20 protein-coding genes and 1 pseudogene are annotated in these 21,846 nt (G+C 70.5%); 13 read left to right on the top strand and 8 right to left on the bottom strand.

What is annotated here, in order from left to right:
• Positions 1-11: 11 nt before the first annotated feature.
• A complete protein-coding gene (locus P2L57_RS34570) occupies positions 12-1,211 on the bottom strand; it encodes a maleylpyruvate isomerase N-terminal domain-containing protein (RefSeq protein ID WP_275821498.1) in 1,200 nt (399 codons plus the stop codon).
• 23 nt (positions 1,212-1,234) lie between these two features.
• The gene (locus tag P2L57_RS34565; protein WP_275821496.1) at positions 1,235-1,822 is read right to left on the bottom strand and encodes a sigma-70 family RNA polymerase sigma factor; all 588 of its coding nucleotides are present in this window, start codon (positions 1,820-1,822) and stop codon (positions 1,235-1,237) included.
• Between the two features lie 295 nt (positions 1,823-2,117).
• Between P2L57_RS34565 and P2L57_RS34560 the strand changes: the two genes are divergently transcribed.
• A complete protein-coding gene (locus tag P2L57_RS34560; RefSeq protein WP_275821494.1) occupies positions 2,118-2,492 on the top strand; it encodes an STAS domain-containing protein in 375 nt (124 codons plus the stop codon).
• Between the two features lie 115 nt (positions 2,493-2,607).
• Here P2L57_RS34560 and P2L57_RS34555 read toward each other — a convergent pair whose 3' ends face one another.
• Positions 2,608-3,225, bottom strand: coding sequence for a TetR/AcrR family transcriptional regulator (locus P2L57_RS34555; protein WP_275821492.1), 618 nt, complete (start codon positions 3,223-3,225; stop codon positions 2,608-2,610).
• Between the two features lie 121 nt (positions 3,226-3,346).
• Here P2L57_RS34555 and P2L57_RS34550 point away from each other — a divergent pair, with 121 nt between their 5' ends.
• Complete coding sequence (locus P2L57_RS34550; protein WP_275821491.1) at positions 3,347-3,847, top strand: hypothetical protein; 501 nt, start codon at positions 3,347-3,349, stop codon at positions 3,845-3,847.
• A gap of 78 nt (positions 3,848-3,925) precedes the next feature.
• Entirely contained in the window at positions 3,926-4,759 is an 834-nt protein-coding gene (gene mca / locus P2L57_RS34545; protein WP_275821489.1) for a mycothiol conjugate amidase Mca, read from the top strand.
• Here mca and P2L57_RS34540 read toward each other — a convergent pair.
• Together P2L57_RS34540 and kilB are read right to left on the bottom strand one after the other, a co-directional pair.
• Positions 4,746-5,849: a PP2C family protein-serine/threonine phosphatase gene (locus tag P2L57_RS34540; protein WP_275821487.1), complete on the bottom strand. Its 1,104-nt coding sequence runs from the start codon at positions 5,847-5,849 to the stop codon at positions 4,746-4,748. The two genes, mca and P2L57_RS34540, sit on opposite strands and share 14 nt — an antisense overlap.
• Before the next feature lie 214 nt (positions 5,850-6,063).
• Positions 6,064-6,531: a plasmid transfer protein KilB gene (gene kilB / locus P2L57_RS34535; protein ID WP_275821485.1), complete on the bottom strand. Its 468-nt coding sequence runs from the start codon at positions 6,529-6,531 to the stop codon at positions 6,064-6,066.
• Between the two features lie 50 nt (positions 6,532-6,581).
• On the opposite strand from kilB, the gene P2L57_RS34530 reads away from it, so the two are divergent.
• Positions 6,582-7,091: an O-acetyl-ADP-ribose deacetylase gene (locus P2L57_RS34530; protein ID WP_275821483.1), complete on the top strand. Its 510-nt coding sequence runs from the start codon at positions 6,582-6,584 to the stop codon at positions 7,089-7,091.
• 81 nt (positions 7,092-7,172) lie between these two features.
• On the opposite strand, the gene P2L57_RS34525 is transcribed toward P2L57_RS34530, so the two are convergent.
• Both P2L57_RS34525 and P2L57_RS34520 read right to left on the bottom strand, forming a co-directional pair.
• Entirely contained in the window at positions 7,173-9,137 is a 1,965-nt protein-coding gene (locus P2L57_RS34525; RefSeq protein ID WP_275821482.1) for a phosphocholine-specific phospholipase C, read from the bottom strand.
• 143 nt (positions 9,138-9,280) lie between these two features.
• Positions 9,281-10,807: a class I adenylate-forming enzyme family protein gene (locus P2L57_RS34520; RefSeq protein WP_275821480.1), complete on the bottom strand. Its 1,527-nt coding sequence runs from the start codon at positions 10,805-10,807 to the stop codon at positions 9,281-9,283.
• A gap of 97 nt (positions 10,808-10,904) precedes the next feature.
• Here P2L57_RS34520 and P2L57_RS34515 point away from each other — a divergent pair, with 97 nt between their 5' ends.
• The 5 genes and pseudogenes from P2L57_RS34515 to P2L57_RS40975 all read left to right on the top strand — a co-directional run.
• Positions 10,905-12,095 (top strand): amidohydrolase family protein, encoded by a 1,191-nt coding sequence (locus P2L57_RS34515; RefSeq protein WP_275821478.1) that lies wholly within the window; start codon positions 10,905-10,907, stop codon positions 12,093-12,095.
• Complete coding sequence (locus tag P2L57_RS34510; protein ID WP_275821476.1) at positions 12,085-13,098, top strand: SDR family oxidoreductase; 1,014 nt, start codon at positions 12,085-12,087, stop codon at positions 13,096-13,098. The genes P2L57_RS34515 and P2L57_RS34510 overlap by 11 nt, the downstream gene beginning before the upstream one ends.
• Positions 13,089-14,258, top strand: a complete 1,170-nt coding sequence (locus P2L57_RS34505) for an acyl-CoA dehydrogenase family protein (RefSeq protein WP_275821474.1) — start codon at positions 13,089-13,091, stop codon at positions 14,256-14,258. The genes P2L57_RS34510 and P2L57_RS34505 overlap by 10 nt, the downstream gene beginning before the upstream one ends.
• 4 nt (positions 14,259-14,262) lie before the next feature.
• Positions 14,263-15,183, top strand: coding sequence for an acyl-CoA dehydrogenase family protein (locus P2L57_RS34500; protein WP_275821472.1), 921 nt, complete (start codon positions 14,263-14,265; stop codon positions 15,181-15,183).
• Between the two features lie 487 nt (positions 15,184-15,670).
• Positions 15,671-16,093 (top strand): annotated as a pseudogene (locus tag P2L57_RS40975) (ATP-binding protein); the annotation flags it as partial.
• A 185-nt stretch (positions 16,094-16,278) separates the two neighbouring features.
• Here P2L57_RS40975 and P2L57_RS34490 read toward each other — a convergent pair.
• Positions 16,279-17,205, bottom strand: a complete 927-nt coding sequence (locus P2L57_RS34490) for a cyclase family protein (protein WP_275821468.1) — start codon at positions 17,203-17,205, stop codon at positions 16,279-16,281.
• A 121-nt stretch (positions 17,206-17,326) separates the two neighbouring features.
• Here P2L57_RS34490 and P2L57_RS34485 point away from each other — a divergent pair, with 121 nt between their 5' ends.
• From P2L57_RS34485 to P2L57_RS34470, 4 genes are all read left to right on the top strand, one after another.
• Positions 17,327-18,232, top strand: coding sequence for an SDR family oxidoreductase (locus tag P2L57_RS34485; RefSeq protein ID WP_275821466.1), 906 nt, complete (start codon positions 17,327-17,329; stop codon positions 18,230-18,232).
• 8 nt (positions 18,233-18,240) lie between these two features.
• Positions 18,241-19,461 (top strand): acyl-CoA dehydrogenase family protein, encoded by a 1,221-nt coding sequence (locus P2L57_RS34480; protein WP_275821463.1) that lies wholly within the window; start codon positions 18,241-18,243, stop codon positions 19,459-19,461.
• Complete coding sequence (locus tag P2L57_RS34475; protein ID WP_275821461.1) at positions 19,458-20,306, top strand: SDR family oxidoreductase; 849 nt, start codon at positions 19,458-19,460, stop codon at positions 20,304-20,306. Before P2L57_RS34480 ends, P2L57_RS34475 begins: the two co-directional genes overlap by 4 nt.
• Before the next feature lie 65 nt (positions 20,307-20,371).
• Positions 20,372-21,835 (top strand): aldehyde dehydrogenase family protein, encoded by a 1,464-nt coding sequence (locus P2L57_RS34470; RefSeq protein WP_275821459.1) that lies wholly within the window; start codon positions 20,372-20,374, stop codon positions 21,833-21,835.
• Positions 21,836-21,846: the final 11 nt, after the last annotated feature.

Raw genomic sequence — 21,846 nt, 5'->3', positions numbered from 1 at the left:
GTGGGTGGGGCTTACATGCGTGACAAGCTCGCCGTGGCCGCCAGCACATCCCGGATCGCCTGGCGATCCCCCGCCTGCCCGACCGCCAGATCCTCCGGCTCCCGGTGCCCGGCGGCCAACTGGCAGAACTCGGTGGCCTCCAGGGCGACTTGCGCCACGCTCTCCGCCTTGCAGCCCACCGCCGCCGGTGAGTCCAACGCGATGTACCAGTCGCCGCCGCCCTCGCCCTCCAACTCCAGGTGGACCGAACGGCCCGGCGTGCCCGCCTCCACCCACCGTGCCGGAGACATGGCCAGCCCCGCCCTGCGCCGCCCCGCGAGGGCGAGCGGCAGCATGCGCGCCGTCAGATCGACCATCGCGTTCAAGTGCCCTGGCGCGGGCGGACCGTACGGATAGTCGACGGCCTCCGCGATGTCCCCGGCGTGGATCCAGCACTCCAACGCACGGTCCACGAACGCGTCCCGCAACGGAAGCTTGAAGTCCCCGTAACCGACGTCGAGTCCGCCCGCGCTCCGCCCGGCGAAGGACACCGTGCGCAGCAGCGTATGGCCCTGGTCCCGCCATTCCTCACGCACCTCGCTGCCGGACCGCGAGCCGAAGCGGCGCCAGTACTCCAACGTCCGCTCGGTCGGATCGCGGGGCGCGTCCGAACCCAGTGCGGTGTCCTCGCCGAGCGCGGTTCCTATCAGCCCGTCGACCGCGGCGAGATGGCCGATGACGTTGGTGACGGACGTGCGGCGCGCACCGTCGTGCCACTCCAAGGTGACGGGCGTGGCCCAGTCCTCCGGTCCGAGGTCCCGGAGCAACGCGTCCAGACGCGCGGTCTCCGCGTCGTACGGTCCCGCCCAGTCGGGCACGGGTATGCGTGCGGGGCGTCGGCCCAGGCAGTTCTCCAGAACGCGGGCGCGCAGCAGCGGATCGAGGTCGAGCGAGTCCTCCGACCGCAACAGGCCGACCGCGTCCCGCAGCCGTACCGCTTCTTCCGCACAGGTCGCGCAGTCCGTGAGGTGCGCCTCCACCGCGGCCGTCTCCTCAGCGGAGCACGCCGACAGCGCCCATGCGCCGAGCAGCGACTTCAACGTCAGATGGTCGAGCGGCGGTGGTGAAGGGGGCTGCGGCGCCGGACGCAGTGGTCCGTCGTCCGCCGCACCCCGTGGCAGCGGTACCCGCGGCAACGGCATGCCGCCGTTCTCCTCGGGTCCGCTGCCCATCGGACCGTCTCCCGTGGGCCCGGTCATCGCGAACCGCCCGGGCCCGGCGGGGAAGCGGAGTCCGACGGCGGATTCGGCTGCATCGCCGTGGAGAGCATCTGCAGGCCGAGCCGGAGCCGTCGCCGTGCCTCGTCCTCGGTCAGACCGAGCTCCGCCGCGGTCTGCCGGTAGTCGCGGCGGTGCAGATAGGCCAGATCAAGGGTGGCGCGTATCGAGGTGGGCATCGAGCTCTTGATGAAGTCGGCGCGGGCGGCGGTGTTGGCGTCGCACACCTTCCGCTCGAACTGCTCGGTGGTCCGCTCACCGCCCGCCCTGATCCGCTCCGCCTCACAGCGCCGCAGCCGGTGCACCGCCTGCCGCTGGGTGAGCGTGGCTATCCAGGAACGCAAGTTGCCTTCCTTGGGGTCGTACGCGTCCGGGTTCTCCCAGATGTACCCGAAGACCTCGCGGGTGATCTGGTCGGCCGCGTCCTCGTCGCCCATCACGCGGTACGCGAGTCCGTGCACCAGCGAAGCGAAGCGGTCGTACAGCTCACAGAGCGCCGCCTCCTCTCCTCGGGCCAGCCGCTGCTGCATCTTGCGGTCCCAGCGTGGTGGTGCGGGTGTCGCCATCCGGCCGCCCCCTCTCGGCTCACCTCATCGCTCAACGTCCAACGCTCATCACTCTTCCGTCACCATCGAATGTATCCGCCGGGTCTGACAACGCACGCTGCTTTGCCGCAATGGACACCCGATGAGTAACCGATCAGTACGGAACGGGTGCCCAGCGAGCTACAAGTAGAGGCCTGGTGAAGACGAGCTGTTATGGGGGTGTGACCACGGCCTTGCGGGGAAGGCATCGCCGCTGGGCATAGGGTCAGGGGGTACCGGAACGGAACGACTCTGCCGACGAAGGGGCAGCGAGCCAGTGGCGTTGAGGGTGAAGGCGGAGGAGCGGGACGGCTGGACCGTGCTGCACGTGTCGGGTGAGATGGACCTGGTGACCTCGCCCGGGGTGCGGCAGCATGTCCATGACGCGGTCGCCGAGGGGCGGCGCAGTGTGGTGCTCGACCTTTCCGATGTGCGCTTCTGCGACTCCAGCGGGGTGGGCGTGCTGATCGCGGCGCGCCGCCTGATGCGTTCGTGCACCGGCCGCCTGCGGCTGATACTGCCCGCGCAGGGCGCGGTCGACGGCTCGCATGTGAACCGGGTGCTGGCCGCGCTGGGCGTACGCCGCCTCTTCGAGGTCTTCCAGGATCTCGACGCCGCCGTGGACGACACGGCCCGCCCGCTGTCCGCCTGACCGCCGGAGGCCGCCCCGGCGCAGAAGCCCCGGCGCGCAAGGCGCAACGCAGAGAGCACTGCGCGCAAGGCGCAACGCAGAGAGCAGAGAGCACGGCACACAAGCCGCAGTGCGGCTACTTGGCGGCGTACCCCGCCAACGCGGGCTCCAGCAGCGCGAACGCTTCCCGGGCCGCCGCGCCGAGCCCGGTGAAGAACTCCTCCTCGTCCTGCCCGGCCTCGGAGCGCCGTCGCGCCTCGTGGAACAACACCCGCTGCACACCGGACAGTTGGGCGGCCGCGACGCGCGGCGCCACACCATCGGCTCCGGCCTGCTCGATGAGCGTCTCGGCCAGCGCCTGTTCCTGCTGGTCGTAGATCTCCCGCAGCCGCGCCCGCAGCGCCGGGCTCTCCACCACCAGCCGCGCGAAGCCGGGGCTGACGCGGCCGAGCAGCGGCGCGTGCTCCTCGCAGTCCGCCAGGTACTTGCGGCGCAGCGCGGCCAGCGCCGACTCCCCGGGGGCGCGCTCGGCGACGGTGCGCGCCGGCCCGCCCACCACCTCCTCGTACGCGTCGAAGAACAAGTCCTCCTTGCGTGGGAAGTAGTTGGTGACGGTCATCTTGGAGACCCCGGCGGCCTTCGCGATGTCCGCGATGGTCGTCTGCTCGAAGCCGTGCTCGATGAACATCAGGGTCGCGACATGCGAGATCTTCTGCCGGGTCTGCTGCTTCTTGAGCTCGCGGAGCTGCGCCATGGCCGCATCCTACCCAGTTTCTAGGTTCGACCTAAAAATTCACTCGCAGCGATTGATTGGGCGGACCTAAATTTAGGTCCATGCAAAAAAATGCCCCGGCGTCGACCTCGACTGGCGCTGGATGTTCTACGTCAACGTGCCCATCCGCGTCGTCACCCTGCTGCTCGCCGCGCGCCTGCTGCCGAGCACCGCACGGGCGCCCCGGCGCACCCCGCTCGATGTGCCCGGTCTCGCGCTGCTCTCGCCGGGCCTCGCCGCGCTGATGTACGGCTGCGCACAGCAGAGTTGGGGCGTGCCGTTCGCGTTCCTCGGCCACGGCCCGGCCGACCGGCTGCTGACCGCCGCCCTGTTGGTACGCGGCGCCGGCCTCGGCCTCGCGATGGTGCCCGGCATGTCCGCGGCCTACGCCTCCGTCTCCCGCGACGAGGCTCCTCGTGCGGCGGGAACCGTCAACGTCCTCAACCGTCTGGGGGGGACTCGGTATGGCGGCACTCACCGTCGTCCTGCAACACCAACTCACCGGCGCGGCCAGCCCGGCTGCCGCCGACGGCCATGCCTTCGCCTGGGCGCTCGCGCTGTGCGCCCTGGCGTTCGTTCCGGCGCTGTACTACCCCGCCCGTAGGGCCCGGTAGCACCCGGGGACCGCAGGCCCGTTCCGATCCACCGGAATCCACCGGAATCCATCGAAAGGAAGCCGTCCATGACCACTCCGCGACTGATGGCCGTGCACGCCCACCCCGACGACGAGTCCAGCAAGGGCGCCGCCACCCTCGCCCGCTACGCGGCGGCGGGCGCCGAGGTGCTGGTCGTCACCTGTACGGGCGGCGAACGCGGAGACGTCCTCAATCCGGCCCTGGACCGCCCCGAGGTCCGCGCCGACCTCCCGGCGATCCGCCGCCGCGAGATGGCCGCCGCCGCCGAGATCCTCGGCGTACGGCAGCGGTTCCTCGGCTTCACGGACTCCGGCCTCCCCGGGGAGGGCGATCCGCTGCCGGAAGGCTGCTTCGCCGCACTGCCGGTGGCGCGGGCGGCGACGGAACTGGCGGACGTCATACGGGAGTTCCGTCCGCATGTCGTCATCACCTACGACCCCTCCGGCGGCTATCCGCACCCCGACCATATCCAGACCCACCGCGTCACCCTCGCCGCCTACGAGGCCATGGCCGGTGAGCCGGCGCAGCCGCTCAAGCTCTACTACCAGGCCGCCTTCGAGAAGCAGTGGTTCTCGACCCTGCACGAGGCGATGCTGCGGTGGGGCATCGCGTCCCGGATGAGCGAGGTGCTGGCCAACTGGCCGGACTGGGCACCGCGGTTCGACGTGACGACCCGCATCCGGTGTGCGGAGTACTTCGCGGTACGCGATCGCGCCTTCCGGGCCCACGCCACCCAGGCCGACCCGGCCGGCCCGTTCTTCGCCCACCCCCGCGACCTGGAACGCGAGGTCTGGCCGACGGAGAACTACGTCCTCGCGCGCTCGCGCGTGGCGTCACGGACGCCGGAGGACGACCTGTTCGCGGGCGTCAATCCGGCGTGACGGCGCGGTGCACCACGAGCGCGGCCACGTCGTCGTCCAGCGTGCCCGCCGTATAGGCCAGCAGATCGGTGCGCAGCCTGTCGATCAGGTCGTCCGGGGACGCGGTGGCATGCCGCTCCACCCGTTCGGCGAGCGGATAGAAGACGCCCGCGCGGTCGCGGCCCTCGCTCACCCCGTCGGTGTACAGCAGCAGGCTGTCCCCCGCGCCGAAGGGCGACACGTCCACCTGGTAGTGCGTGTCCAGCAGCACCGCCAGGTTGAGCGGCGGGGACGGCCTGGCGGCCTCCAGCACCCGGACCGTGCCCTCACTCAGCAGCAGTGGCGGCGGGTGCCCGCAGCTGAGCAGCCGCACCACGGATTCGTCCTCGGGGATCTCGACGAACAGCGCGGTGGCGAACCGTTCGTCGGCATCGGTGCCCGGCACCTGGGCGGAGAAGCGCTGCACGCTGGTCTCCAGCCGGTTGGCCAGCGAGGGCAGGTCGGGCGCCTCGTGTGCCGCCTCCCGGAAGGAACCCATCAGGACCGCCGCGACCTGCACGGCGGGCAACCCCTTGCCGCGCACATCGCCGATCAGCAACCTGATCCCGTGCGGGGTGTACTGGGCTTCGAAGAAGTCCCCGCCGATGCGCGCCCGAGCGGCGGCGGCCAGGTACAGGGCCTCCATGCGCAGCGAGCCCAGGCGGCGCGGCAGCGGCCGGAGCAGTGCCTGCTGGGCGGCCTCGGCCACGGAGAGGATGTCCGCGAGGGCGCGTTCGCGCTGCCTGCGGGTATGGCTTGCGTACATCGCGGCCAGTGTCACGGCGATGATCACGCCCAGGGTCAGCCACGCTGACGTTTGGCCGAGACGCCCCCAGTAGGCGACCAGGCCGAAGTCGACCACAAGGGTGGCCAGCCCGATCGCACCCGTGGCGAGCGGGTTCCAACTGGCGGCGGCCAGCGCGGGCACGGCGACGAGCAGCCGGTTCCACAGCACGTCGCTGGGGACCAGCAGGTCAATGGCGACGATCAGCGGAACCAGCGCCAGCGGAACCAGGCGCACCATTGTCGGGCCGATGGCGGGGGCGCGGACTCGCCGCGCCAGTTCGGTCATCTGCCGGAGAACAGGCCGCTGTGACTGGGACAAGGGATCACCCTGCATCCATCGTGCCTCATTCCTCTTCCACCAGCAGGGGAGGGACTTCCACAGCGGAGGAGGGACTTCCACCAGCAGAGGGGGAACCCGCACCACCCGGCGGCCCACCGCCGGTCACCCGCGGCGATGGGGTGATCGCTGAGGTCGCGGTGGCTCGCGCTGACCGGTCAGGTCAGCTGACGTACGGGGTCGTCGCGGTCACGAATTCCCGTATGACCAGGCGTGACGCATCGCGTGCGGCGTCCAACGCGGCACGATCCCCGGCGTGGTGGAGTTCGGTGACGTTCTCCAGCGTCCGCTCGGCGATCCTGGACAGTTCCGCGCTGCCGGTGAGCATCTGCGCGCGGAACATGGCCTCATGGGCCGAGTACCGCAGCTTGTAGACCTGCTCCTGAAGTTCCGGGGTGTCCTCGTCGACCCGGTCCTCATGCTGCACGAACCAGCGCTGCACCAGCACCCGCCGGTACTCGAGGAGCGCGCCCGCGAAGGCGCAGTAGGCGTCGATCCGCTCCTGCCGGAGCTTCTCGGTCCGCGTGAGCTGGGCACTGCGCTCGGACGCCCGACGCTGGAAGGTGTGTGTGACGGTGGCCCCCGGCAGTGTGCCCAACACGGCGATGACACTCGGCAGAACCGCACCCATGCCAGCAGTGGATCACACTGCCGCGCCCCTTGTGGTGGCACGATCGCGCCATGACGCACATCACGCTCGCAAAGGGTGACATCACCACCCAACACGTCGACGCCATCGTGAACGCCGCCAACTCCTCGCTGATGGGCGGCGGCGGGGTGGACGGGGCGATCCACCGCAGGGGCGGCCCGGAGATCCTCGCGGAGTGCCGTGCGTTGCGGGCGTCGCAGTACGGCAGGGGGCTGCCGACCGGCCAGGCGGTGGCGACCACCGCCGGCGAACTCCCCGCCCGGTGGGTGATCCACACGGTGGGGCCGGTGTGGTCGGCGAGCGAGGACCGGTCCGAGGCGCTGGCGTCCTGCTACCGCGAATCGCTTTGTGTGGCCGACGAGTTGGGGGCGCGGACGGTGGCGTTCCCGGCGATCTCCACCGGGATCTACGGCTGGCCGATGGACGACGGCGCCCGGATCGCGGTCCGTACCGTGCGGGAGGCGGACACCTCGGTGGCCGAGGTCCGCTTCGTCCTCTTCGACGACGCGGCGTACCGGGCGTTCGCCGACGCGGTCCGCTGAGCGCGGGCGGCGCCCTTCCAGGGCCTGACGGGCGGTCGCCCGTGGGGGGCGCCGCCGGTCAGGCCCTGGTGGGTCCTCCGGCTACGGCTGGAGCCGCCCGGCGAAGCGCCGCTCGAAGCCGTCGCCGGTGTCCGCGGTCACCGTGTAGTCGTAGCGACCGGCGGACGTCGGCGCCAGGACCGCCTTGGCGGTCGCGCCCGGTGCCACCGTGACTGTGCGGGACGACGAACTCTGCGCGAACAGTGCCTTGTTCTCCCCGATCGTGAAGACGACCGGCTTGCCGCCCGCATTGGTCAGGGTCAGCCGGACGCCGTCCGGGTGCTCGGTGGAGGCGATCTCCGGGTGCCCCTTCGCGGGGTCGTTCCAGGTGCGGACGTCGCCCTTGAAGCCGCGCAGGAAGCCGTCGGGGCCGTGCGTGTCGATGTCGTACGGACCGCCGCTGACCGACAGCGCGCTGAAGTAGTCGGCGACCTTCCCGCCCACCGGCAGGGTGTAGCGCCAGGCGCCGAACTTGCGGTGGTTGACCGTGTACATCGACAGGCCCGCGCCGAGGCGGCCGAGGTTCTCCACCGTGATCCACAGCAGGCCCTTCGCCGTGTCCGTACGGGACGACGAGCCGAAGCGGTAGCCGACCGGGAGCGCCGGCCGGTCCCCGGGCTCGACCTCGGGGAAGGTCTGCTTGATCGGCGGGAAGAGCGGCGGAAGGATCTTCTTGTCCTGCTCGGCGAGGTCCGCGAGCAGCTTCTTGGTGTCGGGGAGCGCGGGGAACGCGGTGGTGCTCTTGTGGCGGAAGTCGAAGGCCGACATCAGGTCGCCGCAGACCGTGCGGCGCCAGGCGGAGATGTTGGGCTCCTTGACCCCTGTCCAGTTCTCCAGGAACCGCAGCACCGAAGTGTGGTCGAACACCTCGGAGTTGACGCGGCCGCCACGGCTCCACGGCGAGATGACGATCATCGGGACGCGCGGGCCGAGGCCGATGGGCGCGCCGTTGATGAACTCGTCGGGGGTGCCGTCGGGCGCCACCGGCGCTACGACATGGTCGAAGAAGCCGTCGTTCTCGTCGTAGTTGAGGAAGACGACGGTCTTCGCCCAGACCTCCGGGTGCTTGGCCAGCGCGCCGAGTACGTAGGACGCGGTGAAGTCGGCGCCCTGCGCGGGCGGGTGGTTGGGGTGCTCGGACTGGTCGGTCGGCGCCACCACCCAACTCACCGACGGAAGGTTGCCGCTGGCGACGTCCTGCGCGAAGTCATCGGCACCCCGCTTGACCATGCCCCGGGTGTAGAGCGGGGAGTCCTTGGCCGCGCTCTGGAACTGCTTGAACCAGGCAATCGGGTTGTCGTCGAAGTTGTCGTTCTGCTGGTAGATCTTCCAGGAGATCCCGGCGGACTGGAGCCGCTCGGGGTAGGTGGTCCAGGTGTACCCCTTCTCGCTGTTGTCGGTGACCGGGCCGCCTCCCGTACCGCGCGGGTCGACCATTCCCGTCCACAGGTAGAGGCGGTTGGGGTTGGTGGGCGCCATCGTGGAGCAGAAGTACTGGTCGCACAGGGTGAACTGATCTGCCAGCGCGTACTGGAACGGGATGTCCTGGCGGCGGTAGTAGCCCATGGTGTACCAGGACTTGGCCGGGATCCAGTTGGTGTACTGGCCGTTGGCCCAGGCGCTGTGGGTGCCGTCCCAGGAGTGGTCGAGGTCGAAGATCCGCTGCGCGTCGGAGGTCGAGGTGTCCAGGTGCCAGGGCAGCAGGGTCGTTCCGCCGATGTTGCCGAGCAGCTTCTGGTGCAGTACGTCGGAGTCGTTCGGCAGCCGCACCAGGGAGGTGTCCTGGTAGCCGCGCACTCCGTTCAGCGTCCCGTAGTAGTGGTCGAAGGAACGGTTCTCCTGCATCAGGATCACCACGTGCTCGACATCGTCCAACGTGCCGTGCGGACCGTGCTTGCCGCTGGCGGCCAAGGCCTGCTGCAGCGCGCCGGGCAGCGCGCCGGAGCCGATCACGGCACCGCTCGCGACAGCCGAACCCAGCAGCGTGCGGCGGGAGATGGGGGACACAGTGCCTCCTGGCAGGTCGTGTTACCGGTGGTAGGGGCCGGTGCGGCGCGATGGTTCCAGCCGCCGGTGAATTCGGGAAGGCTTCTGAACGGCATCGGCCTGGCCGGTTGCGGGCATTGGGTGCAAAACCCGCAACCCGGCCGTCAGGACCCCGCGAACCGTTCGCGGAGTTCGTACTTGAGCACTTTGCGCAGCGCCTCGTTGCGTGGCAGCGCGGGCACGACCTCCAACTGCTCCGGGAGTTTGTGGACCGCCAGCCCCGCTCCCCGCAGGAACGTCGTGACCTCGGCCAGGGTGAGCGTCGAGCAGCCCGCGGGCTGCTCGACGACCGCGCAGACGCGTTCGCCGCGCTCGGCGTCCGGTAGTCCGATCACGGCGGCGTCGTGTATGCCGGGGTGCTGGTAGAGCAGTTCCTCGATCTCCTTGGCGGAGATGTTCTCGCCCTTGCGGATGATGATGTCCTTGAGGCGGCCGGTGAGGACCAGGTGTCCGGCGGCGGTCAGCCGACCCAGGTCGCCGGTGCGGAAGAAGCCCTGCTCGTCGAATGCGGCGACGGTCTGGTCGGGGTCCGCATAGCCCTGGCAGACCGCCTCGCCGCGCAGCCGGACCTCGCCGTCCACGATGCGGATCTCCATCTCGGCCGGTGGGCGGCCCTCGGTGGTCGCCAGCTGCTCGGGGGTGTCGAGCGGTGACCCCATGGTGATCATCGGGGCCTCGGTCATGCCGTAGCCGTGGGTGAGTTGGCAGCCGAGCTCCCGTACCACCTCGTGGTACAGCTCGGGCGGCTTGGGCGCGCCGCCGCCCGCCAGCAGTCGCAGGGTGGGCACCAGCCGCTCCTCGGGCGGCAGTTGGCGCTGCTGGGCGAGGAAGAGGGAGTAGAACGCGGTGCTGCCGCCCGCCAGCGTCACCCCGTGCCGCCGGTAGGCGTCCAGCGCGCCCGGCAGTGCGAACCGCTCCAGCAGCAGCGCCGGGAACCCGTAGAGCAGGAGCATGACCAGGTAGTCGAGCCCCCCGATGTGCGCGTACGGGAAGGCGATCGACCCGACGTCGTCCGACCGCATCCGCAACGCGTGCGCCAGGCAGGAGCCGCCCGCGATCAGGCTGCGGTCGCTGTGCAGGACGCCCTTCGGCGCGGAGGTGGTGCCGGAGGTCCAGTAGATCCAGCGCACTTCCCGCCCGTCCGCCGGTGGCGGCGGCAAGGTGGCCGGGTCGCCGTCCGGCAGCCGGTCGTACACGCTGAGCAGCTGCGGCGGTTCCGGGAGTCGGCGGGCGAGGCGGCGGGCCATGGCGGTGTGGTCGAAGCCGCGCCAGGGGCCCGGGGTGATGAGGAACCGGGCGTCGGCGCGCTGGACGGCGTGCCCGACCTCGCGGTCGCGGTAGATCGGGATGACGGGGGACTGTACGGCGCCGATCCGGGCGAGGGCCGCGCAGAGCACCACCGTCTCGATCCGGGTCGGCAGCTGCCAGCAGACGCGGGAGCCGGGGCGTACCCCGAGTCCGTACAGACCGGCGGCCGTGCGTTCCGCGCGGGTGGCGAACGCGCCGAAGGTCACCCGGCGGTCGGACTCGTCGAGCAGCACGGGCGCGTCCGGGGTGAGCGCGGCCCGGCGCGCGATCAGCTCCCACAGGGTGCGGGACGCGCCGAGGTCGTGCGGGGTGGTCGCGCTCATCCGGGCCTCCGGTTCCGCCTTGTCGGTTGGTGGTCGCGTGGCTACGGTAGATCTGACGCAGCGTCAGATAAAGGGTCCAGGCGATGGGGAGGCGGCCGTGGAGCTACCGAGGATCATCAGCGTCGACGACCACGTGATCGAGCCCGCGCACCTCTTCGAGACCTGGCTCCCGGCCAGGTACCACGACCGCGGCCCCAAGCCGCTCACCGCGGGCATCGGCGAACTGGCCTACATCGGCGGGAAGTACCAGATCACCATGGACCCCGAAGGACCGCCCACCGACTGGTGGATCTACGAGGACCTGAAGTTCCCGTACAAGCGCAACATCGCGGCCGTCGGCTTCGACCGGGACGAGATGACCCTCGAAGGCATCACCCGCGACCAGATGCGGCGCGGCTGCTGGGACCCCGTCGAGCGGCTGAAGGACATGGACCTCAACCATGTCGAGGCCTCGCTGTGCTTCCCCACCTTCCCGCGGTTCTGCGGGCAGACCTTCGCCGAGGCGCGGGACAAGGAGGTCGCGCTGGCCTGTGTGCGCGCCTACAACGACTGGATGGTGGCGGAGTGGTGCGGGGACAGCGGGGGACGGCTGATACCGCTGTGCCTGATCCCGCTGTGGGACGTGGAGTTGGCGGTCGCGGAGATCCGCCGGAACGCGGCGCGCGGCGTGAAGGCGGTCTGCTTCAGCGAGATCCCGACCCATCTGGGACTGCCCAGCATCCACTGCGGATACTGGGACCCCTTCTTCGCGGTCTGCGAGGAGACCGGCACGGTCGTCAACATGCACATCGGGTCGTCCTCGCAGATGCCCGCCGCCTCACCGGACGCGCCGCCCGCCGTACAGGCAAGCCTGAGCTTCAACAACGCGATGGCGTCGATGATGGACTTCCTGTTCAGCGGCGTGCTGGTGAAGTTCCCCAGACTCAAACTCGCCTACAGCGAGGGCCAGATGGGCTGGGTCCCCTATGCCCTGGAACGTGCCGACGACGTCTGGCGGGAGCACCGGGCGTGGGGCGGGGTACGGGACCTGATCCCGGAGCCGCCGTCCTCGTACTACTACCGGCAGATCTTCTGCTGCTTCTTCCGCGACAAACACGGTGTCGAGTCGATCGACACCGTCGGACGGGACAACGCGACGTTCGAGACCGACTACCCGCACGTCGACTCGACGTTCCCGCACACCAGGGAAGTGGCGCTCGAACATGTGAAGGGGCTGGACGACGAGACCGTGCACAAGCTGATGCGCGGCAACGCCATCCGGATGCTGGAGCTGGACCTTGACCGCTGAGCTGTGCGCGGGCCGGGTGGTGGCCGTCACCGGCGCCGGACGCGGAATCGGTCGCGAGCACGCGCTGGCCTTCGCGGCGGCCGGGGCCCGGGTCGTGGTCAACGATCTGGCGCCGGTCGATGAGCGGGACGCGGCGGCGGGGGAGGTCGTGGCACGGATACGGGAGGCGGGCGGCGAAGCCGTCGTCCACACCGAGGACATCGCGACGTGGTCCGGCGCCGCTTCCCTGGTGCGCACCGCGCTCGACGCCTTCGGCGGCCTGGACGTGCTGGTCAACAACGCCGGGATCCTGCGCGACCGGATGCTGGTCTCCATGGACGAGGCGGAGTGGGACGCGGTGGTGCGGGTGCACCTGAAGGGGCACTTCGCGCCGCTGCGGCACGCGGCCGGGTACTGGAGGCAACGGGCGAAGTCGGGCGGGCGGGTGGATGCCCGGGTCATCAACACCACCTCCGGCGCGGGTCTGCTGGGCAGTGTCGGGCAGGGCAACTACGCCGCCGCCAAGGCGGGCACAGCGGCCCTGACGGTGGTCGCGGCGGCCGAACTCGGGCGGTACGGGGTGACGGTCAACGCCATCGCCCCGGCGGCCAGGACCCGGATGACCGAGCAGGCGATGCCGGAGCTGGTCGCCCGGCCGGAGCGCGGGTTCGACGTCTACCACCCGGGCAACGTCGCACCGCTGGTGGTGTGGCTGGGCAGCGCTGAGTCCGCCGGGGTGACCGGGCGGGTCTTCGAGGTCGAGGGCGGTCGGGTGTCGCTCGCGGACGGCTGGCGGCACGGTCCGGCCGTGGACGCGGGCCGCCGCTGGCAACCGTCGGAACTCGGTCCCGTCGTCGGGAAGTTGCTGTCCGAGGCACCGGCACCCGAGCCCGTCTACGGGACGTCTCCGGGACAGGGCGGTGCGGGACACGGCGCCGAGGGGCACGGCGCCGAGGGGCACGACGCCGAGGGGCACGACGCTGAGGGACACGGCGTTGAGGGACACGGTGACGCGTGGACCTGACCTACACCGAGCAGGAGGAGGCCTTCCGCGCCGAACTGCGCGAGTGGCTCGCCGGTGTGCTGCCGACCCTCCCGCCGAAGCCCGATCCCGCGCACTGGCCGGGCCGCAGAGCGTACGACACCACCTGGCAGCGCATGCTGTACGACGCGGGCTATGCCGGACTGCACTGGCCCGCCGACGCGGGCGGCCGCGGCGCGACCCCCACGCAGCACCTGATCTTCCTGGAGGAGACCGAGCGGGCGGGAGCACCGTACGTCGGTGCCAACTTCGTCGGACTGCTGCACGCCGGACCGACCATCGCCGCCGAGGGGACCGCGGAGCAGCGACGCCGCTGGCTGCCGCCGATCCTGCGTGGCGACGAGGTGTGGTGCCAGGGCTTCAGCGAACCGGACGCGGGTTCGGACCTGGCCGCGCTGCGCACCAGGGCGGTACGGGACGGTGAGACGTACGTGGTCACCGGCTCGAAGATCTGGACTTCGCACGCCGAAGTCGCCGACTGGTGCGAGCTGTTGGTCCGTACCGACTCCGACGCGCCCAGACATCGCGGGATCACCTGGCTGGCGATGCCGATGAGTGCCGCGGGGGTTAACGTCCGGCCGCTGCGCACACTCGCCGGATCGAGCGAATTCGCCGAGGTGTTCCTGGACGAGGTGCGGGTACCGGTGGCGAACCGGGTGGGCGAGGAGAACGACGGCTGGCGCGTCACCATGGTCACGCTGTCGTTCGAACGCGGCACGGCGTTCGTCGGCGAAGTCATCGCGTGCAGGCGGACATTGCGTGAGGTGGCGTCGTCGGCGCGGCGCAACGGCACCTGGGACGACCAGGTGCTGCGTCGGCGGATCGGACGGCTGGCCGCCGAGTTCTCCGTGCTGTGGCGGCTCACGCAGTGGAACGTCAGCGCGGCGGAGCGGGTACTGCGCGGCGGCGGTACGGGGGTGCCGGGCGTCGGCGGTTCGGTGTTCAAGCTGCGGTACTCGCACGCGCGGCAGGAACTGTACGAGACGGCGGCGGCGGTGCTGGGCGCGGACGCTCTGGACGCCGCGCGGGAGTGGACCGCCGACCGGCTGTCCTCGCTGTCGTACACCATCGCGGCGGGCACCTCGCAGATCCAGAAGAACATCGTCGCCGAGCGGATCCTCGGCCTGCCGAAGGGGCCGTGAGGCGGTGTACTTCCAACTCACCGACGAACAGCGGGCGTTGCGCGCGGGGGTACGGGAACTGCTTGCCGGGCGGTTCGCCAGGGACCGGATGCGGGCCTGCCTGGCGGATGCGGCAGTGGACCGCGGGCTGTGGCGGGAACTGGGCTCGGCGGGCCTGTTCGACCTGCGGCTGGACGGGATGGGCCTGGCCGAGGCCGCGCTGGTCTTCGAGGAGGCCGGGCGGGCGCTGCTGCCGGGGCCGCTGGTCGCGACGCATCTGGCGGCGGGGGTGGTCGACGGAGCCGCCGAGGGCAAGGCGGTGGTCGCCGGATGCGACGGCACGCTGGTCGATCATCTGGCCGACGCGGACGCGGTGCTGTGGATCGAGGGCCGGGCTGCCCTCGCTCTCGATCCGGCCCAACTGATCACCGTTCCGCTGCGGTCGGTGGATCCGTTGACACCGCTCTGGCGGGTCGAGGCCCGGCCCGCCGACGGGCAGGCGGTGTCCGACGCGTCGCGGCTGCATCGTGAAGCCGTCCTGTTGACCGCCGCCCAGCAGTGCGGCAGCGCGGGCGGCACGGTGGAGTTGGCGGTGGAGTACGCGGGCACCCGCCGGCAATTCGGGCGGGCGATCGGGACATTCCAGGCGATCAAGCATCTGTGCGCGGACATGCTGGTGCGGGTCGAGATGGCCCGTACCGCTGTCTACGCGGCCGCCGTGACCGGTGATCCCACCGAGATCGCGGCCGCCAAGCTGCTCGCCGACGAAGCCGCCGTCCGCAACTCCCGCGACTGTCTTCAGATCTTCGGCGGGATGGGCTTCACCTGGGAGGCCGATGTGCATCTCCATATGAAACGCGCGTGGTTGTTGTCAACGCGGTTCGCTCGGGAGGGGGAGATCCAGGACGCTCTGGCGCGGTCTTTGTGCTCGCCCGACTTCTGGTAATGGGTGCGGGGTGGGTACGAGGCGTTGCCGCTGGTCGTCAGCGCTTACGGAATGGTGCGATATGCCCGGAATAAGGTGTCACCGAGCGTTGATATCGGGTTGTGTCCGAGGTGTAACTCGTAACCGCGTGGAGTCGACGCCCCTCTCGGGTACCCTCCATCGAGTGCGAGTAGTTCAGGGGCGCAACAATCGCGACGGTCGTCATGGCGGTATCCATGCGACAACCGGCGCGGTTCCCCAGGATGCTTGCGGCCGGGAGGGAAACGCCCGCAGGTGCTGGACACGCACGGTATCGCGCCTATCCACTACCCGTAGCGAGCGCGATCACGGGGCAGTATGCAGCATGGGTACCACGTTCCGTTGGAATATGACTGAAGCGCTTGTTGCGGTGACTGTACGTCAATCATGCTGTCCTTCGTCAGCGTCACAGTCGGTGACGGTACGGAGGCGCGAGGCGATGTGTCCGCCGGTTCGGATGGTGTGAGCGGTGCAGGTGCTTCAGGTGCAGTTGGAGGTCTTCCCCGACCCGGCCGAGGTGGGCCGGGCTCGTAGGTGGGCCCGTTCCCGGCTGCTGCGGTCGGGCATAGGAGCAGATGAGCCGCTGGCCGAGACGCTGCTCCTGCTCATCTCGGAGCTGGTAACCAACGCGGTGGTGCACACCGGCTGCCCGGCCGTGCTGCGGATGCTCTTCCCCGAACCAGAGGTCTCCGACGCGGGCGCCGACGGCGCCGCGGCCGGGACCGTACGCGTGGAGGTCGCCGACGCCAGCGCCAAGCCTCCGGCGCCGCGGCACGCTCAGGGCGACGAGACCGGCGGGCGCGGCCTGGAGCTGGTGGACGGTCTCGCCGACCGCTGGGGCTGGGAGCGCGAAGGCTCCGGCAAGCACATCTGGTGCGAGGTGGACCGCTGCGACGGGGGCTCCGCTCCGTCCCAGCAGCTTTACGACGAACGCCCGATGGCCGCCTACGGCGACGCGATCGGGTACCGGGATGACAGCGCCGCGCGCGTCACCGGGCCTGCGGGGCCGACCGGCGGTGTCCCCGGGGCGGGCGCCGCGGGCCCGGCCTCCGGCCGTCCGGGCGGTGCCCGGTCGGGCTACTTGATCGCGACGGGCGCGACCGGACTGCCCACCCCGCCGACGAACGGCTCGGGCGTCGCGTTCAGCAGGAACGCGTAACGGCCGTCCTCGGCGCAGGCCGTGGACAGCTCCTCCAGATTCCAGTTCTGCCCCTGCGGCATGCCCATCTCGACCAGATGGAGCGCGTGCACCGCCAGCCACAGGTCCTCGAACTCCGGCGGGAAGATCTCGAACGTCAGCGTGTCACTGGCGACCGCCGCGACATCACGGGCGTGGAACCACTCGGGGGTGCGGATCGACAGACCGGGCGAGGGGTACGCGTAGGCGTGCCTGTCACCGGTCAGGTACAGCCGCATCTGCCCGGTGCGTACGACAACGATGTCGCCGGAGCGGACCGTCGTGCCCGCCAGTTCCTCGGCGGCCTCCAGGTCTTCGGGTACGACGGCATGGTCGCCGGGAAGGCGTTCGACGCCGTGCGCGCGGGCGACGTCCAGGAGAACGCCGCGTGACACCAGGCTGGTGATCTTCTCGATTCCGCCGAACTCGGCGCCCGTGTGTGCGGTGACCGTGGTGGCGGGGCGCCCGTTGTACAGGCGGCCGGAGTGTGAGACGTGACCGAGGCCGTCCCAGTGCGTGGCCGCCTGCAGCCCCATCGTGACGACATCATCACTGGTGGCGACCGTGTCCGGGCCGAACATCTGCCAGTTGACGGCGACCATCGCGCGCAGCGGGTTCATCCGGCCCGGGATCGCGCCGGTCTGGACCCCGTCCTGCTTCAGGGGAAGCGCGAGCGGGACACGGCGGCCGGAACGCACGGTGCCGACCGCCTCGCGCACCACCTCGTCGGTGATCAGGTTGAGCGTGCCGATCTCGTCGGCCGCGCCCCAACGCCCCCAGTTGTTCACGCGCTTGGCGATGTCATGGAACCGCTCGGGCAACGGCATCCCGGCCTCCTTCGGTGTGTGCGGGCTTCCGCCTGCGCGGGGCTTGCGCGATGGGTCACCGGTGTTCCTAGAATCTAACGGACCGTCAGAAACCCGGGAAGGCTTGTAGGAAGGTTCGGCTGTGGGCGACTTCTTGACCGGCAAGGTCATCGCGATCACCGGCGCGGGGCGGGGTATCGGACGGGCTGTGGCGCTCGCCTGCGCCGCCGAGGGCGCCAAGGTCGTGGTCAACGACTACGGCGTCTCGATCGAGGGCGGCGAGCCGACCAGCGAGGTGGCGGCGGCCGTTGTGAAGGAGATCGAGGCGACGGGCGGTGACGCCGTCGCCGTGGCCGACGATGTGTCGGCCATGGCCGGGGGCGGCCGGGTCGTCTCGACGGCGGTTGAGACCTATGGGCGGATCGACGGGGTGGTGTGCGTCGCCGGGATCCTGCGCGAACGCATGTTGTTCAACATGACCGAGGAGGAGTGGGACCCCGTTGTCGCCACCCATCTGAAGGGTACGTTCACCGTCTTCCGTGCCGCCTCGGCCGTCATGCGCAAGCAGGGCTACGGCACCCTGATCGGCTTCACCAGCGGCAACCATCAGGGCAGTGTCGCCCAGGCCAACTACTCCGCCGCCAAGGGCGGGATCATCTCCCTGGTGCGCAGCGCCGCGCTGGGCCTGCACAAGTACGGGGTGACCGCGAACTGCGTCGCCCCGGTCGCCCGCACCCGGATGTCCGCCAACGTGCCCATGGAACTCAAGGAGATCGGCGAACCGGAGGACGTCGCGGCGTTCGTCGTCTACCTGCTCAGCGACCAGGCGCGCGACATCACCGGACAGGTGTACACCGTCGCCGGACCCAAGATCGCGGTCTGGGCCCAACCACGTGAACTGCGCGCCGCCTACACGGAAGGCGCCTGGACCCCGCAACGGATCGCGGACTTCCTCCCCGGTGCGGTCGGCACCGACCCCATGCCCCTGCTCGAACAGCTTGAGGCCATGCGCAAGGCCGCCACCGCCAACGACCGGCCCAACGCCTGAGGACCGCCATGGACTTCACCTTCGGGCCGCAGGCCCAGGCCTTCCGCACCGAGGCGCGGGCCTGGCTCGCCGACCATCTGACGGCCACCACGACCGCCGGCCGGGCGTGGGAACGCGAGTTGGGCGCCCACGGATGGATCGGCCTCGGCTGGCAGTCGCCGGGCAGCGAGCCCGCACGGCATGGCGGCACACGTGGACCATATGGGAACCGATGCGGCTCGCTGACCGAACAGGTCGTCTGGGGCGAGGAGTACGCCCGCGCCGCCGCGCCGCCCCGGTCCGGCCATATCGGCGAGAACCTGCTCGCCCCCACCCTGCTCGCCCATGGCACCCCCGCCCAACGCGACCGCTTCCTGCCGCCCATCGCCCGCGGCGAGGAACTGTGGTGCCAGGGCTACAGCGAACCCAACGCCGGATCCGACCTCGCGGGCGTGCGCACGGCGGCCGTGCTGGACGACAGCGGAACCACGTATCGCATCACCGGTCAGAAGGTCTGGACGTCACTGGCGCTCGACGCCGACTGGTGCTTCGTCCTGGCCCGCACCGAGCCCGGCTCCGTACGCCACCACGGCCTGTCCTTCCTGCTGGTGCCGATGGACCAGCCGGGCCGCATCGAGGTCCGCCCGATCCGCCAGATGTCCGGGGAGAGCGAGTTCAACGAGGTGTTCTTCGACGGCGCCCACGCCTCCGCCGATCACCGCGTCGGTGCGGAAGGCGATGGCTGGCGCATCGCCATGGCCCTCCTCGGTTACGAACGCGGCGTCTCCACCCTCGTGCAGCAGATCGGCTTCGCCCGGGAGCTGGCGGACGTCGTGACGCTCGCCGTCGACAACGGCGCCGCTGACGACCCGGTGCTGCGCGACCGCCTGGTCCGGCAATGGGCCGACCTACGCGTCATGCGCTGGAACGCCCTACGCACCCTCGGGACCACGGACCCGGCCGCCCCCAGCATGTCCAAGCTGCTGTGGGGCCGTTGGCACCAGCGCCTCGGCGAACTGGCCATGGCGATACAGGGCGCCTCCGGCTCGGCGGGCCCCGCCCCCCGACCAACCTCCTCCTCGGCCGCCGCACCCGGCGACCCGACTTCGCATCTCGCATATCAACTCGGCTCCTTCCAGCGGCTGTTCCTGTTCAGCCGCGCCGACACCCTTTACGGCGGATCGGACGAAATCCAGCGGAACATCATCGCCGAGCGCGTCCTCGGGCTCCCGAAGGAACCCCGCCCATGACCACCGAGAGCGCCCCCGGACGGTCCAGCGACGCGAGCGGTGCCAAGCCCCAAGGCGGGCGCGGAGAGACGGACTCACCGTCGTACGAGCCAGCCCATGGACTGCTCGCCGGACGCACCGTCCTCATCACCGCCGCCGCGGGCACCGGGATCGGCTTCGCCACCGCCAAACGCTGCGCCGAGGAAGGCGCCACCGTCGCCATCAGCGATCGTCACGAACGCCGCCTGACCGCTTCCGCAGAGGAACTCGCCGACATCATGGGCACCAAGCCCATCGCCGTGCCCTGCGACGTGACCGCCGAGACCGACGTCCAGCGCCTCTTCGCCACCGTCACCGCCGAATTCGGCCGCATCGACGCCCTGGTCAACAACGCGGGCCTGGGCGGAACCAGCGACCTTGTCGACATGAGCGACGAACAGTGGGGCCGCGTCCTCGACGTCACACTCGGCGGCACCTTCCGCTGCACCCGTGCCGCACTGCGGCAGATGTGCCCCCGCCGCAGCGGCGTCATCGTCAACAACGCCTCCGTACTGGGCTGGCGCGCCCAGGCGGGACAGGCCCACTACGCCGCGGCCAAGGCCGGAGTCATGGCGCTCACCCGGTGCGCCGCCATCGAAGCGGCCCCACACGGCGTGCGGGTCAACGCGGTAGCCCCTTCTCTCGCCATGCACCCCAACCTGGCCAAGGTCACCAGCGACGAACTGCTCGATGAACTCACCTCCCGTGAAGCCTTCGGTCGCGCCGCCGAACCCTGGGAAGTCGCGAACGTGATCGTCTTCCTCGCCAGCGGCTACAGCTCCTATCTGACCGGTGAAGTCGTCTCGGTCTCCTCTCAACATCCCTGACATCGCGGCCACTTCCGAAGCCAACGGGTGAGCGGCCCGACAAGCCCAGCGAAGGGCACTGACGGATGAAGCGCTATGCGCACTGGATCAACGGACAGCGGCATCAGCCCGCCCAGGGCCACTACCCCGTCGTCAACCCCGCCACCGAACAGGTCATCGGCTACGCCCCAGAGGCGACCCGGGGCGACGTGGACACGGCGGTCCGTGCCGCGCGTACCGCGTACCAGGCGTGGAGCCGTACCGCGCCCAAGGAACGCGCCGCCGTACTGGACCGCATCGCGGACCTGCTGGCCGCCCACGCCAAGGACCTCGTGCCGCTGCTGCAGGCCGAGACCGGAGCGGCGATGCGGGTGGCGTCGACCATGCAACTGCCCACGGCCGCAGAGCGGTTCCGCCGCTACGCGCGCGGGGCCACCGAGCCCGACACGATCCCGCTTGCACCGCTGCCCGTGAAGGCGTCCCCGCTGGCGCCCGGGGGACTGCTCGGCGCAGCCGCCGTCCGGCGCCCGGTCGGCGTCGTCGGCTGCATCACCTCGTACAACTTCCCCGTAGTGAACCTGGCGGGGAAGGCCGCCCCGGCGCTGGCCATGGGCAACACGGTCGTGGCCAAGCCCGCGCCTCAGGATCCGCTGACCTGTCTCCTGCTCGGCGAGATCTTCCAGGAGGCCGGTCTGCCGGACGGCGTGTTCAACGTGGTGACGGGATCGGGCGCCGCGGCGGGCGAGGCCCTGGTCGCGCACCCCGGTGTCGACATGATCAGTTTCACGGGTTCCACCTCCGTGGGTAAGGCGATAGCCGAGTCGGCTGGTCGCTTGATGAAGCGCACTCTCATGGAACTCGGTGGCAAAGGAGCCGCGATCATCCTGGATGACCTGACCGACGGGGCGGGAAAATCGGCGGTGGGCGCCGTCGGTTCGACGTGGTCGTTCCACTGTGGACAGATCTGCACGGCTCCGACCCGCGTGCTCGTCCATCGCGCGCTGTACGAGAAGGTCGTCACCGGTCTCCAAAGCTACGCCGAGGCACTGACAATCGGGGACCCTGTGGATAACTCCACGATCGTCGGCCCGTTGATCAGCGCCGCCCAACGCGACCGCGTCGAGGCCTACGTCGCCGGAGCGCGAGACCAGGGCGCCCGAATCGTCACCGGCGGTACCCGCCCCGACCTCAAACCCGGCTTCTACGCGGCGCCCACCCTCATCGCCGACGTCCGGCCGGGGATGGCCGTGGCCCAGGAGGAGATCTTCGGGCCGGTGGTCGTCGCGATCCCCTTCGACACCGAGGACGAGGCGGTCGAGATCGCCAACGGCACCGCGTACGGCCTGTACGACTACGTCTTCTCCGGGGACGCCGGTCGCGCCTGGCAACTCGCCGCTCGTCTGCGCAGCGGCAATGTCGGGATCAACACCGTGCAGCGGCACCCCGAAACGCCGTTCGGCGGGTTCAAGGACAGCGGGATCGGCCGCGACGGCGGCTCGTTCGGACTGCACGCGTACAGCGAACTCCAGTCGGTGGTCTGGCCTTCCTGAGGAAGCGGTCG

Origin of the sequence: Streptantibioticus ferralitis (genome assembly GCF_029223525.1) — a bacterium.
GTDB lineage: Bacteria > Actinomycetota > Actinomycetes > Streptomycetales > Streptomycetaceae > Streptantibioticus_A > Streptantibioticus_A ferralitis.
The sequence above is the reverse complement of the archived record's forward strand: the minus strand, read 5'-3'. Positions and strand labels throughout refer to the sequence as shown.

Bases quoted from the DNA above. Each gene is read 5' to 3' on its own strand.
- P2L57_RS34570 (WP_275821498.1), bottom strand. From the start codon at position 1,211: ATGGGCAGCGGACCCGAGGAGAACGGCGGCATGCCGTTGCCGCGGGTA.
- P2L57_RS34565 (WP_275821496.1), bottom strand. From the start codon at position 1,822: ATGGCGACACCCGCACCACCACGCTGGGACCGCAAGATGCAGCAGCGG.
- P2L57_RS34555 (WP_275821492.1), bottom strand. From the start codon at position 3,225: ATGGCGCAGCTCCGCGAGCTCAAGAAGCAGCAGACCCGGCAGAAGATC.
- P2L57_RS34550 (WP_275821491.1), top strand. From the start codon at position 3,347: ATGTTCTACGTCAACGTGCCCATCCGCGTCGTCACCCTGCTGCTCGCC.
- mca (WP_275821489.1), top strand. From the start codon at position 3,926: ATGACCACTCCGCGACTGATGGCCGTGCACGCCCACCCCGACGACGAG.
- P2L57_RS34540 (WP_275821487.1), bottom strand. From the start codon at position 5,849: ATGACCGAACTGGCGCGGCGAGTCCGCGCCCCCGCCATCGGCCCGACA.
- kilB (WP_275821485.1), bottom strand. From the start codon at position 6,531: ATGGGTGCGGTTCTGCCGAGTGTCATCGCCGTGTTGGGCACACTGCCG.
- P2L57_RS34530 (WP_275821483.1), top strand. From the start codon at position 6,582: ATGACGCACATCACGCTCGCAAAGGGTGACATCACCACCCAACACGTC.
- P2L57_RS34520 (WP_275821480.1), bottom strand. From the start codon at position 10,807: ATGAGCGCGACCACCCCGCACGACCTCGGCGCGTCCCGCACCCTGTGG.
- P2L57_RS34490 (WP_275821468.1), bottom strand. From the start codon at position 17,205: ATGCCGTTGCCCGAGCGGTTCCATGACATCGCCAAGCGCGTGAACAAC.
- P2L57_RS34480 (WP_275821463.1), top strand. From the start codon at position 18,241: ATGGACTTCACCTTCGGGCCGCAGGCCCAGGCCTTCCGCACCGAGGCG.
- P2L57_RS34475 (WP_275821461.1), top strand. From the start codon at position 19,458: ATGACCACCGAGAGCGCCCCCGGACGGTCCAGCGACGCGAGCGGTGCC.
- P2L57_RS34470 (WP_275821459.1), top strand. From the start codon at position 20,372: ATGAAGCGCTATGCGCACTGGATCAACGGACAGCGGCATCAGCCCGCC.